At 51.5% G+C, this 13,268-nt stretch carries 10 protein-coding genes and 1 pseudogene; 3 read left to right on the top strand and 8 right to left on the bottom strand.

Annotated elements, in window-relative coordinates; translation table 11 throughout:
- Positions 1-14 precede the first annotated feature (14 nt).
- Together DWX59_RS01425 and nuoE are read right to left on the bottom strand one after the other, a co-directional pair.
- Entirely contained in the window at positions 15-3,113 is a 3,099-nt protein-coding gene (locus DWX59_RS01425; protein ID WP_117555600.1) for an NADH-ubiquinone oxidoreductase-F iron-sulfur binding region domain-containing protein, read from the bottom strand.
- Positions 3,110-3,625 carry an NADH-quinone oxidoreductase subunit NuoE gene (nuoE, locus tag DWX59_RS01430; protein WP_117555602.1) on the bottom strand — a complete coding sequence of 172 codons (516 nt, stop codon included), beginning with the start codon at positions 3,623-3,625 and terminating at the stop codon, positions 3,110-3,112. The genes DWX59_RS01425 and nuoE overlap by 4 nt, the downstream gene beginning before the upstream one ends.
- A 609-nt stretch (positions 3,626-4,234) precedes the next feature.
- Here nuoE and DWX59_RS01435 point away from each other — a divergent pair.
- Positions 4,235-5,812, top strand: coding sequence for an SPFH domain-containing protein (locus tag DWX59_RS01435; RefSeq protein WP_117555604.1), 1,578 nt, complete (start codon positions 4,235-4,237; stop codon positions 5,810-5,812).
- Positions 5,813-5,895: 83 nt separating this feature from the next.
- Here the strand turns inward: DWX59_RS01435 and DWX59_RS01440 are convergent, their stop codons facing one another.
- The 3 genes from DWX59_RS01440 to DWX59_RS01450 all read right to left on the bottom strand — a co-directional run bounded on the left by DWX59_RS01440 (position 5,896) and on the right by DWX59_RS01450 (position 10,063).
- Positions 5,896-6,528 carry a DUF5780 domain-containing protein gene (locus DWX59_RS01440; RefSeq protein WP_147325728.1) on the bottom strand — a complete coding sequence of 211 codons (633 nt, stop codon included), beginning with the start codon at positions 6,526-6,528 and terminating at the stop codon, positions 5,896-5,898.
- A 141-nt stretch (positions 6,529-6,669) separates the two neighbouring features.
- Positions 6,670-9,381, bottom strand: coding sequence for a sensor histidine kinase (locus DWX59_RS01445; protein WP_235844849.1), 2,712 nt, complete (start codon positions 9,379-9,381; stop codon positions 6,670-6,672).
- Complete coding sequence (locus DWX59_RS01450) at positions 9,353-10,063, bottom strand: response regulator transcription factor (protein WP_117555608.1); 711 nt, start codon at positions 10,061-10,063, stop codon at positions 9,353-9,355. The genes DWX59_RS01445 and DWX59_RS01450 overlap by 29 nt, the downstream gene beginning before the upstream one ends.
- Before the next feature lie 296 nt (positions 10,064-10,359).
- Here DWX59_RS01450 and DWX59_RS01455 point away from each other — a divergent pair, with 296 nt between their 5' ends.
- Together DWX59_RS01455 and DWX59_RS01460 are read left to right on the top strand one after the other, a co-directional pair.
- Positions 10,360-11,133: an SDR family oxidoreductase gene (locus DWX59_RS01455; protein WP_117555610.1), complete on the top strand. Its 774-nt coding sequence runs from the start codon at positions 10,360-10,362 to the stop codon at positions 11,131-11,133.
- Positions 11,134-11,156: 23 nt separating this feature from the next.
- Positions 11,157-11,495, top strand: coding sequence for a hypothetical protein (locus DWX59_RS01460; protein ID WP_117555612.1), 339 nt, complete (start codon positions 11,157-11,159; stop codon positions 11,493-11,495).
- A gap of 47 nt (positions 11,496-11,542) precedes the next feature.
- On the opposite strand, the gene DWX59_RS01465 is transcribed toward DWX59_RS01460, so the two are convergent.
- From DWX59_RS01465 to DWX59_RS29140, 3 genes and pseudogenes are all read right to left on the bottom strand, one after another.
- Positions 11,543-11,842, bottom strand: a complete 300-nt coding sequence (locus DWX59_RS01465) for a phosphoglycerate mutase (RefSeq protein WP_117555614.1) — start codon at positions 11,840-11,842, stop codon at positions 11,543-11,545.
- Positions 11,839-12,246 (bottom strand): CheW domain-containing protein, encoded by a 408-nt coding sequence (locus tag DWX59_RS01470; protein WP_117555616.1) that lies wholly within the window; start codon positions 12,244-12,246, stop codon positions 11,839-11,841. Before DWX59_RS01470 ends, DWX59_RS01465 begins: the two co-directional genes overlap by 4 nt.
- Before the next feature lie 175 nt (positions 12,247-12,421).
- A pseudogene (locus tag DWX59_RS29140) lies at positions 12,422-13,024 on the bottom strand (polysaccharide deacetylase family protein); the annotation flags it as partial.
- Between the last annotated feature and the right edge of the window lie 244 nt (positions 13,025-13,268).

Consider the following 13,268-nt stretch of genomic DNA (forward strand, 5'->3'; position numbering starts at 1 on the left):
ATTTCCTCCTCTCCCTATCTCCGGTCACAGTGAAGACATCTCAGGGCCTCACCCATGGCGTCCAGTCTATGATAGCCGCAGTTCACTTCCTTAAAATTGTCTTTCCGCTCTTTAGCGGACAGGCATCTGGTCGGGAACCGTTTATGAGGTTCACTTACTTCTATGTCAATCTCAGGAATTTCAAACCACTCGCCCATGTTCAGTTCTCCGGTACCGCCCACGTACTTATCAATCTTGCCAGCGGCCTTCTTGCCGTCCGCAATGGCCTGGATAACCACGTTGGCGCCCCATGGACTCACATCCCCGCCAGCGAATACGCCTTCCTCGCCGGTTTCGGATGAGAAGCGGCCAATGGCCAGCTTGCCGTTCTTTTCCATTTCCACATTGGTGGTCCTATATGCCTGGTGGTCCACATCCTGGTTGATGGCAGTGACAATGCCGCCGCACTCCAGGAAGAAATCAGAATCCGGGATATGGGCCGTACGCCTGCGGCCATCCTTTCCATAATCCGTTTCTTTCCTGCGCACAAGATGGATTCCGCTTACCCTGCCGTCAGCCCCAAGGAACTCTACCGGAGATGCCATGGTAATCAGCTTCACGCCCTCTTCCATGGCTTCGGCAATTTCATCCTTGCCGGCCGGCATATCCCTTTCAGACCTGCGGTAAACCACGGTCACATCACTGCTTCCCAGGCGGACTGCTGTCCTGGCCACATCCATGGCCGTGCTTCCGCCTCCGATTACCACCAGCTTATCGGGAACAGCCATATCCCGCTTCAAGCCAATCCTCTTAAGGAACCCAAGGCCGCTTTCCACGCCCTTTAAATCCTCTCCCGGCACATCCAGAAGCCTGGATACCTGTGTTCCTGCCGCAATGTACACTGCATCGGACCGGTCCTTCATTTCCTCAAAGGAAATATCGGTTCCAATCTTGGTATTCAGATGGATTTCCACACCGCTCATCTCAATGGCATGGATTTCCTTTTGAAGCACTGCCTTAGGCAGGCGGTATTCAGGAATTCCCCAGTAAAGCACGCCTCCTGCCACGGACTCAGCCTCATATACATGGACCTCATGGCCCAGATTCGCCAGATAATAGGCACAGGAAAGTCCGGATGGACCTGCCCCGATAATGGATATGCGTTTTCCTGTGGCTGGTTTGGGCTCTATGAGCGGGATATTGTACTCATCACGCAGCGCATAATCCCCGATAAAGCGTTTCACGGAACAGATGGCCAGGGGCTCATCCACCTGGGAACGGCGGCAGTGGTCCTCACATGGATGGGTGCAGACACGTCCGCAGACCGCCGGGAACGGGTTATCCTGGCGGATCAGGCGGTAAGCATCGTCAATCCTGCCCGCTGCCAGCATGGACATGTAACCGGGAATGAATACATTGGCCGGACATGCGTTGCGGCAGGGCGAGGTCTGAAGCTCCGCGCACACGCCTGCGCTGCAGTGTTTCTCATAGATATGGGCCTCGTACTCGCTGCGGAAATAGCGCAGGGTGGATAACACCGGATTGGGCGCTGTCTGTCCCAGTCCGCACATGGCTGTCTGCTGTATGGTTTTAGCCAGTTCTTCCAGCAGGTCCAGGTCCCCGGGTTCTCCCTTGCCTTCCGTAATCCGCTCCAGGATTTCCAGCATACGCCTGGTTCCGTTGCGGCAGGGAAGGCATTTTCCGCAGGACTCGTCACAGATAAAGTCCATGAAATACCTGGCCGTATCCACCATGCAGGTGTCCTCGTTCATGACAATCAGGCCGCCGGACCCCATGATGGCCCCAAGCTTTGATAGGGACTCATAGTCAACCGAGGTATTCAGGTGTTCCCTGGTAAGGCATCCGCCGGAGGGACCGCCGGACTGGATGGCTTTGAACCGTTTACCGCCTATGATACCGCCGCCAATCCTGTAAATGATGTCGCCCAGGATTGTTCCCATGGGAACCTCGATGATTCCTGCATTGACAATATCCCCTGCCAGTGCAAATACCTTTGTGCCCGCGCTCTTCTCTGTACCAAATCCATGATACCAGCCGGAACCATTAAGTATGATGGGCGCCACATTGGCCAGCGTCTCCACGTTATTGATGATGGTAGGGCTTTCAAACAGGCCCTTTTCAAATGGGAAAGGCGGTTTCTGCCTTGGCTCTCCCCTCTTTCCCTCAATGGATGCCAGCAGGGAGGTTTCCTCGCCGCAGACAAAGGCGCCTGCACCGATACGGATTTCCAAATCAAAGGAAAATCCGCTTCCCATGATATCCCGGCCCAGTATTCCGGCCTTCCTGGCCTGGTCAATGGCATTGCCCAGACGTTCCACTGCAATTGGATATTCCGCACGCACATACACATATCCCTTGGATGCACCGATTGCATATCCACCCAGCATCATGCCCTCAATAATGCTGTGGGGGTCGCCTTCCAGAATACTTCTGTCCATGAATGCACCGGGGTCTCCTTCATCCGCATTGCAGACCATGAACTTCCTGCCGTCCTCTGACACTGCCTTAAGGCCTGCTTCCCACTTGACGCCTGTTGGGAAGCCTGCGCCTCCCCTGCCCCTGAGGCCGGATGCCTTCATCTCATCCACCACATCCTGGGGCGTCATGCCGCACAGCGCTTTTGCCAGGGCGCCATATCCGTCCCTGGATATGTATGCTTCCAGGGAAGCATATTCCATATGCCCGCAGTTCCTGAGCGCAATGCGCACCTGACCCTGGAAGAAATCAATGTCATCCATTTTCGGGACATATCTGCCTGTTTCCTCGTTAAAATATGTAAATTCTTCGCAGATTTCATCCTTGAGAAGATGCCTTGCCACCACCTGTTCCACCTTATCCGGGGTCATTTTCGTGTAAAAGATTCCCTCCGGTTCCACCAGGATGACCGGACCCATGGCACATGTGCCCATACATCCGGTTACCATGACCTGCACTTCATCGGACAGCCGGAAGTTTTCCACTGCCTTAACCAATGCATCCCGCACTTCCCCGCAGTTAGATGAGATACATCCCGCGCCGCCGCACACCAGCACCTGGCGCTTGTAGGATTTCTGCCGGTCCAGATATTCTTCTTTTATCCTTAACAGGTCTTCACGTCTCTTCACTTCCATCACTGCTGTCCCTCCTCTTCATAGTAGCGTTCCAGGATCTGCTCCAGTCTGTCAGGATTGACCTGCTTATACACCTGGTCGTCAATGGACATGGCCGGCGCCAGACCGCATGCCCCGATACAGCGTGCCACCTCAAAGGTGAACTTCCTGTCAGCCGTGGTCTCTCCGATTTCCACATCCAGCAGTTCTTTTATCCGTTCCACGATTTTCTTACCGCCCCGTACATAACAGGCCGTGCCAAGACAGACACGGATGGTGTGCTCCCCTCTGGGCTGTGTGGAAAAAAAGGAATAAAATGTCACTACCCCGGATACCTCTGCCAGCGGGACTTCCAGGGCGTCCGCTATCACCTTCTGTACTTCAAGAGGCAGATATCCATATATTCCCTGCGCCATGTGAAGGACCTGTATCAGGCTTCCCTCCCTGCCCTTATACTCTGCCGCCAGTTCACCAATCCGTTTTAACAGCGCTTCTTCACTGTGGTCACAGCAGCACGTATGCGTGTGTTCACCCATAACTTTACCTCCTTTATTTTACCGCTTTTGTTTTCCATTTGTATGTAAGCGTTGCGTGCTGGCCTGGCAGGCGGCTGCAGTCCGCCTGATGGCTCCCTCATCGCAGGTTCTCCCATCTTGGGGAGAGTGTATTGTGAAAAATTATACAAAGAAATGGCGGGAACAACCTTACCGGTTACTCCCGCCAAAAAACCCCTGTATGATTTTTTCCGACTTTTTTAAAATGGCCTGCCAGCTGTGCCGCAGGCGGATATTGCCTCTTATAAGATCCATAACGCACCTCAATTGATTAAAAATATCTGATTCACTGATTTATACAATCCCGTGGCTGCCTGCCATCCAATCTTTTATTATTGTACCTAAAAATTTTTGTTATCTCAAAATAATTTTGTATATTTTTGATGATAACATAGAAGATTGTACTTGTCAATATACAATTAATTTTTTCACAAGCAAGTATATACGCTGTGTTTCATATTTTTTTCAGTTTATTCTGAATTTTTACGGTCAATTTCTGTCGTTTTTCTGAATCGTATTTTCATTTTTTCCAACATATGGTACAATATCGTTAACAAAATCTTTATACTTTATTTACAGAAAGGAGCTTCTATGTTTGACCTTGATTTTATCCTTAAAGCACTGTCCATTCTTGTTCCTGTCCTGTTGGTAATCATCATCATAACCCAGGGCTACGTAAAGGCGCCGCCGGATCACGCCTACATCATCTCCGGCCTGCGCAAGCAGCCCAGGGTCCTGATTGGCCGGGCGGGCATCAAGATTCCATTTTTTGAGCAGATGGATAAATTATATCTTGGACAGATAACCGTTGATATTAAGACGGACGAGTACATCCCCACCAACGACTTCATCAATGTCATGGTGGATGCGGTTGCCAAGGTCCGGGTTGCCGATGATGATGGGCGGATGAAACTGGCCATGAGGAACTTCCTTAACAAGGAACCGGCAAAAATCGCGGCTGACCTTCAGGATTCCCTCCAGGGCAATATGCGTGAGATTATCGGTACCCTTACGCTGCGTGCCATTAACACGGACCGCGATTCTTTCTCAGACCAGGTAATGATTAAGGCTTCCAAGGACATGGAGAAGCTGGGCATAGACATCCTTTCCTGCAATATCCAGAATGTCACGGATGAACATGGGCTGATCCAGGACCTTGGTATGGATAACACCTCCAAAATCCGCAAGGATGCGTCCATTGCAAAGGCGGAGGCGGAAAGGGATATCGCCATTGCCCAGGCAGCCGCAGATAATGCTGCCAACGATGCCCGGGTAATCGCCGAGACAGAGATTGCCCAGAAAAACAACGAGCTGGCCATTAAAAAGGCCGAACTCCAGAAGGCATCTGATACCAAGAAGGCGGAGGCTGACGCTGCTTACGAGATCCAGAAGCAGGAACAGCAGAAAACCATCCAGACAGCCACGGTCAATGCCCAGATTGCCAGGGCTGAACGCGAGGCAGAACTGCGCAAGCAGGAAGTATTGGTCCAGCAGCAGGCGCTGGAAGCTGAGATTAACAAGAAGGCGGACGCTGACCGCTATGCCATTGAGCAGGCTGCAGCAGCCGGCCTGACCAAACGTCAGCGTGAGGCGGAGGCTAAGAAGTACGAACAGGAGCAGGAAGCCCTGGCCAAGAAGGCCCAGGCCGATGCAGAGCAGTATGAACGCGAAAAAGACGCAGAGGCCCAGAAGGCCATTGCAGAAGCACAGAAGTACTCCATGGTCCAGGAAGCCGAAGGTATCCGCGCCAAAGGTGAGGCGGAAGCCGCGGCCATCCGTGCAAAGGCGCTGGCTGAGGCGGAAGGTATGGAGAAAAAGGCCGAGGCCTACCAGAAGTACAACAAGGCCGCCATGGCTGAAATGATGATCCAGGTGCTTCCTGAAATCGCAGGCAGGATTGCAGAGCCCCTGTCCCAGATTGATAAGATCACCATCATTGGAAGCAGCGGTGATACAGATAACGGTATCGGCACGGTTGCCGGCAATGTCCCGGTTGTCATGGCAAAGCTTTTTGAATCCATGAAAGAGACCACCGGCGTGGACCTGGCGGAAATCATGAAAGCGGATACATACGATGCCAAGGTTACCAGGAACGTGAACCTGACCGGCGCCCCGGATATTGTGCTGGGTTCCAATGCCCCATCTGATTCCGTACAGCCTGAAAGATAAGATTGCATGAAGGATAGGTCCCAAACCATAGAATGCCAGGAGGGTGCTGCAGTACTGCAGCACCCTCCTTCTGTGTCCATTCCCTATTCCATCCCGGTAATCCTCATCTCCAGGGGATAATATCCTTCAAGATTTCCTGGCACTGCCGGTTTTCCCTTATAGGTATCCATCCACCTGTCATATTCAGGATTCTCCCATAGATACCCGCTTTTGAACGTGATTTCCTTCAGGTTATACAAAATATACCCTATCCTGTCATACCTGGCATACTCTTCTTCACCGTTGATGTTTATCAATGTCCACGAACCGGATTCTGTCCCGCCCTCAGGAAGGATCCCATCATCTGACGACTGATACTCATGGGAATAGGAATGAGGCACACTGCTGTCAATCCCTATCCAGTAAATGTCCATGGGATTTCCTTCCCTGTCAAATGCCAGCATGCCCATCTTATAGCCTGTTATCATGTCATGGGTTTGATTGGTCAGGGAAAATTTTATGGTATGGTCAAATGTACTGCCTTTTTCCGGCTCCAGCCCTGCTTGGTTAATGATGACCATTGGGCCTGCCATTGTATCCTCCCCGCTTTCCTGCACAATATTATCCGTAAATGGATTAGTATCCAGTGCGCTGTCAGGCTGCTGTCCCTTACTTTCACAAGCGGATAATGCAATGCCAAGGCATGCGGACAGAAGTATGGAAAATATCCAAAACATCCTTTTCCTTCCCGTTTTCACCTTGTTCCACCTCTTTTCATCCTTCCCATATATGCAGAAAGCACCTGTGTATCCGGCCGGACCATATCCATAACCGGATACACAGGCACCCTATCTCAGCGGGAAGATAATGCTCTGTTATTATCTGTTTTCTGATTCATCGTCTTCAGTTTCATCCCATTCCCCGGGTATGATTCGGTTGTCTTGCGGGCTCCAGAGATTTTCACGGTTTCTGTCTTCGGTCGGACTACTGTTTTCCGGTTCCGTTTTCTCCTCCGGGCTGAGGTAATCCTCCGTGCCCGGTTTCTCTTCCGGCCTGAGGTAATCCTCCATGCCTGGTTTTCCTTCCGGTCTGGGGTAATCCTCCATGCCTGGTTTCACTTCCGGACCGCGGTAAACCTCCATGCCCGGCTTCTCCTCCGCTCCCAAGCTGCCTTCCTGGTTCTGCCTTTCCTGGTTCTGCCTTTCCTGGTTCTGCCTTTCCTGGTTCTGCCCTTCCCGGGCTTCCTTGCCCTCCTGCGCATTTTCCTTCCAGCGTATGACAACCCGGAACAGGTCGTCTTCCACTTCAATCTTCATGGAACCGCCCTGGACCTCCACGAAGCTTCTTGCAATGGCAAGGCCAAGGCCTGAGCCTTCTGTGTTGCGGGACGAATCCCCGCGCACAAACCGTTCCGTCAGTTCCTCCGGCGATACGTTCAGCTCCTGGGCCGATACATTGCGCATGGAGATATTCACATATCCTTCCGGTTCCCGTACCACCTGGATATAGGCCCGGGTACCCGGCATGCCATACTTGGCTATATTAACCAGCAGGTTCTCAAAAATACGGTAGGTCTTCTGGCTGTCCAGGTACAGTATCACCCGCCCCTCGGGCAGGTTGAACCGGAATTCAATCCCGCTGGCAGACATTTTGTCCGACAGTTCAAACCGCACCTGCTTTAACAGGCTGATGATATCCACATGTTCCGGGTGCAGGGTCACGGTGCCGCTGCTGGCCTTGCTCACCTCAAACAGGTCTTCGATGAGCACCTTCAGACGCATGGATTTCTGGTCCAGGACCTGTATATAGGACCTGCGCTCTTCCTCCGTCACATTCTCCTGCTTCAGCAGGTTCACATAGGTGATGATGGCTGTCAGGGGCGTCTTCAGGTCATGGGACACATTTGTGATCAGCTCTGATTTTGTCCGTTCGCTTTTCACCTCCTGGGCAACTGCTTTTTTGAATCCATTCTGGATTCTGGACAGCTGTTCCTTAAATGGATTGAATATGCCCAAATCCTCTTTTATCTCCACATTCAGGTCGCCCTCCGCCATCTGGTTGATGCCGTCCAGCAGGATCCTGTATTTTTTCTGCATCTGTCCCCAATATTTATTCAGCAGGTAAAACAGCACACAGGAATAGATAATCAAGGCGCCGATTCCCCAGAACCAAAGGCAGGATATAAGGGTCAGTATGATGAAGTTGCCAATGACCGCCTTGCCTAATATCCTGGTGGAGCGGCTATCCCAGTCAGCCTCATTGAACACGTTAAGCGCATTGCAGCACCAGCGCTTGATGAACCGGAGGAACCTTCCCAGCCAGGTGCGCTCTTTAAAATAACGCCATGGCCCCATTGAGAAGATGGCGCGGTAACACATGATTCCCCAGAAGAACAGCCCGTAAGCCACTGCCCAGAACAGCAGATTGATGGCAAGCACCGCAAGGTCAGCGGTCCAGGGCAGGAATTCAGCCCTGAGGATCTCCTCTTTTAATGTCCCGTCCAAGGTGGCGGCTATGAGGCTTGCAGGCATGCCGCCTTCCCCTATCACGGCCATCCACCCCACGCCTATCAGGCTCAGCGGCTCAAAGGACAGTCGGCAGAGCGCGCTTTTGCCCAGACGAAAGGACCGGACCGCGGGCAGGGCAAGGGCAAGAACCATGAGGATGACCAGAATCCCGCCTGCCACCGTATAGTAACCGCCGCCGTTCAGCAGCGCACGCCCGTTCAGCAGCGTGTTATCCGATGTACTGTATCCACTGCCGGTAAATAAATCCGGCACACAGCGGAACATGATTTTTATATCCCTTGGCCCTGTGAACTGCATGCCGCTGTACCGGTAGCTGTCCGACAGGCGGACTGCAAGGGGGTCATAGAATTCGAACCGGCCCATGGCCTGGAGGAGCCTGGACGCATCCTGCTCATCCCCCTCAAAGCCGGACACCTTTAAGCTGCCCGTGGAGGTGAATTCAATTGTGAAACCTATCTCCTTTTTAGCGGAATCCAGGGGTGCGCGGAAAAGTTCCCCGGGCTTATTTACATTGCTTCTCTGAAACCCGCCGTTTTCATCAATTACCGCATAGAAAAGGGATGCGTTATACCTCTGGTAATACCGCTCCCAGTCCTTACCAAGGGAATTCATGGTGGACTGCAGCTGCTGGTAATAATCCAGGTCAAACTCAGAGTCCATATAGTCCTGGACACTCACGGCATCCCCGTATATTTCCTCATCCGCCATGGCGGAATCCTGAACCGCGACACGGCTGTCTGTCATGCCGTATTCTTCTTCCCTGAGCGTCCTGATTTTCTCATCCAGACCAGGCAGGAAGGTCTGTGAATAGGAGAGCACGCCGCCCTCTTCCTCCTGCTTTTTCTGATGCCATATCTCATAACTGAAATTCATGACCTGGGTTGCCAGGTCGCTGTAATCACTGCCCTGCTCCTGTAACCGCATGGTCCTGACTGAAACATATTCCGCTGCTTTTGCCTTCATGTACGGATACAGCCCAATGGTTGCAGCCGATAAGGCCAGAACAGTCAGGACAATTATTAATACGCCGATTTTATGGTTGTTTTTCAATCTTGTATCCAACTCCCCACACCACCTTTACATATTTGGGCTCCCTGGGATTCACTTCGATTTTTTCCCTCAGATTACGGATGTGTACCATGACCGTATCCGTGTTGATTGCCCGCTCATTCCAAACCCGTTCATATATCTCCTCAGCGGGAAATACACGCCCCGGGTTCTGTATCAGTAACAACAGAATCTTAAACTCAATGGGAGTTACCTTTACCGGCTTGTCATCTACCATGACTTCCACGGTCTCCTCATTGACTTCCAGACCTCCCAGCCTGTGAATCCTTGGATTTTCAGCCTGTTTGGAACTCAGTCTGTCCAAAAACCTGTGGTAGCGCCTCAGATGTGAGTTAACCCTGGCCAGAAGCTCCATGGGCGTAAACGGCTTTGTGATATAATCATCCGCCCCCATGTTCAGTCCCAGTATCTTGTCGACCTCCTCTGATTTGGCTGACAGGAAAATAACAGGAAAATCATACTTTTCCCTGAGCTTGGCAGTCATGGTAATCCCGTCCATCTTGGGCATCATCACATCCACGATGGCAAGGTCAATCTCGTTTTCCTCCAATGCCTTAAGCCCTTCCAATCCGTCAGCTGCCTGGAATACCACATATCCCTGGCTCTTTAAAAATATCTCAACGCCTTCTCTGATTTCCTTATCATCCTCTACCAGCAAAATCCGGTCCCCACTCATGTATAGTTCCTCCTTGTGCATATAATCGTAACAATTAAATCAAAATATATCCTTCAGAAAATATAAAAGAATTTCTAAAGTCTTATTGTAGCATTCCTAAGGATAATCTTCAACGGGGGCAGGATGTGTTGAGAAGATCATTCCTGCCCCCTGTAATATCAAACGCAGAATTTGCATGACTTTGTTATATATTTAATTAAATTGACAAATACTTCCACCAATGGTATGGTTTTTATATTCAATAATAATAATTACTGTTATTTATTTAGCAAGAAAACCGTAAAGGAGGTATTTCATTGAGTACATATGTCATAACAGGAGGCACCACAGGCATTGGCGCTGCAACCCGCAAACTGCTTCAGGCACAGGGACACGATGTGTTCAATATTGATTTTAAAGGCGGCGACTACCTGGCCGACCTGTCCACCCCAGAGGGCCGCCAGGGCGCTGTTGATGAGGTGTTCCGGCGCTATCCGGATGGGATTGACGTCCTTATCTGCAACGCAGGCGTAGGGCCAACGGCCCCGCCCCAGATGATATTCGCACTGAACTTTTTCGCAAGCGTCCAGATTGCAGAAGCCCTGAGGCCCTTGTTAAAGAAAAAACGCGGAAACTGTGTCATCACCTCATCCAACTCCATCACCAACATGACCGTGCGCATGGACTGGGTGGATATGCTGTCCAATGTAATGGACGAGGAACGGATACTGGAATTTGTCAAGGATATCCCCCGCGCCCAGGCAGCGTCCTGCTACAGTTCATCCAAACACGCCTTGGCACGGTGGGTCCGCCGCATATCCCCATCCTGGGCAGTAGACGGACTGCGCATCAACTCCGTTGCCCCGGGCAACACCACCACTCCCATGACCCAGAACATGACCGATGCCCAGATGGACGCGGCCCTTCTGATTCCCATCCCGACCCGCTACGGCAGAAAGGAATTCCTGGACGCGGAAGAGATTGCCAACGGCATTGTATTCCTGGCATCCCCCATGGCCAGCGGCATTAACGGCGTCATCCTGTTCGTGGACGGGGGCATAGATGCACTGCTGCGCTCAGAACGTTTCTAATTGTAAGTGAGGAGGATAATTATATGACAATATTAGAACAATACATTGACTGTATGCAGAAGGGGGATGAAACCGCCCTGGCTGATTTATTCAATGAATACGGGGTCCTTCATGACTCATCCGTATACAAGGCCGGCATGGACACCATCCACCTGGAAGGAAAGATGGCCGTGGAAATGATGTTCCACCACAAATTCGGCTTTAACGGCGGCCCCTTCCCCATCCACAGCGTGAAATACGTGGACGACAATACCGTGTGGTACTTCATTACCTATCATGAGCATGTTGTTCCGGTAACCGCGTTCCTCTCGGAAGTGGATGAGAAGGGGAAAATAAAGAGACTGAATATCTATCCGCTGTAGATGGGTCATAAGGTAAGGATCACAGGGACGGCATCATAAGGCCGACGTCATAAGGCTGGCATCACACGGACCAGTTCTTCTGCATGGATGGCTTCCTCTCCTGCCGGCTCTCCTGCAATTCCCCAGTGGGATTGCAGGCATCCATCCATAATGATTCCGCACACAGGCGCCCCGTCCCCTATGCGGCGGATGACCACCGGCAGGCCCTCATAAAACAGGATGCCCCTGACATCCTGCGGCGCTCCCGGCACCTCATATATCCGTGGATTAAGGACAATTTCCTTTATACAGCTCTTTTCCACAAATATCTCCCTGTACCCATCCCTGACAACCACAAGTTCCATCATCCAACACCTCTTTCATCACGCCGGACCGTATGGAAACCGGACGGCTCCAGCACATATGCCAGTATCTTCCCGTCCTCCGGTCCGTCAAGAAGGGTCATGCCGCTTATGTACCGGTTCATATGGCTCCTCACCTCCCCAGGCAGCTCCCATACCTGGTCCTTTGAAACCTGCACCAACCCGGATATGGTTTCAGCCCATATGCCGGCCTTCTGTTCCCCGTATTCCACAGTCACCCTATAGATGCGCCTGCCGTCCCGCCCTGTTGGCAATCCCGTTAATACGGCTTCCGGCAAATCGGGGTCTGTCTCATCTGCCGCGGATATGCGGCCTATACATGCAAGAGGAAGAAGAAAATGAAACCCGGACAAAAAAAAGAGCATGTATGACTCTGTCAAACCATCCATCCCATTCTCCTTTCCAATCTTTTTAATAAATTTCCATCTTAACACATCGTTTATATTCTAGTATATATGGGGTAGATTTACTACATTGAAAGTAGGGAAAAAGGTTAGAAAAAGCAAAGAAAAAGAACCAGGAATCCATACTTTTCCTGATTCTGCGGCATTTTCTTTTTTGATTTCATGGTTTGAACTGCACCGGTTCCACATCCGGTGTCAGGGGTTCCATCCTGTATTCCTGAAACTGGTTTATCAGCTGGTCCAGGCAAAGGGACGTGCTGTGGACAATATCATGGCCCAGAAGGACCACCCTCTGCCTTCCCATCATGGACTTCCTGGCATTGTCGATGAGTTCCCCCGGGCTGGATTTCCTGAGGGCGTCGTCCAGGCTGGCATTCCAGTCAAAATAAATGAATCCCCTGGCATCCATGGCAGCTATGATATCGCTGTAAACTTCCTGGTTATATGAATTAATGCTTCCTCCGGGAAACCGGTACAGCCTTGCCTTCTCCCCCGTCACCTCCAAAACCGCCCTGTATGCCTTGTCAAAGTCCTCCAGATAGCTGTCCACGCTCTCATAAAGGGCTTCATAATCATGCCTGTGGCAATGGATTCCTATGGTGTGCCCCTCCGCCACAATCCTTTGGGCTGTTTCCGGATGCTTCAGGACATTTTCCCCCACCACAAAAAATGTTGCTTTTATATTCCGTTTTTTCAGTACGTCCAGGACCGCGTTTGTGTTTTCTTGCGAAGGGCCGTCATCAAAGGTCAGATACATGACCTTCCCGGTGTCGGTTTGGGTGTCCTGGGAATCTTGGGCAGATGGTCCGTCCGGGACGGCCTGGGCCATATCCTGATTCAGCGCACTGCCATGGGTTCCGGCCTGGAGCGCATACCCTGCCGCTATCTGCAGGACATCCCCTGCCAAGGGAACCGGATATGCCGCGAATCCCCCGTCCCCCCTCATTTGCCTGGTTGCGCCTTCGGACACCATACTGTTCCCAATCAGCCATCCGGTTCCCGGGAAC

This window comes from Enterocloster aldenensis, assembly GCF_003434055.1.
GTDB classification, from domain to species: domain Bacteria; phylum Bacillota; class Clostridia; order Lachnospirales; family Lachnospiraceae; genus Enterocloster; species Enterocloster aldenensis.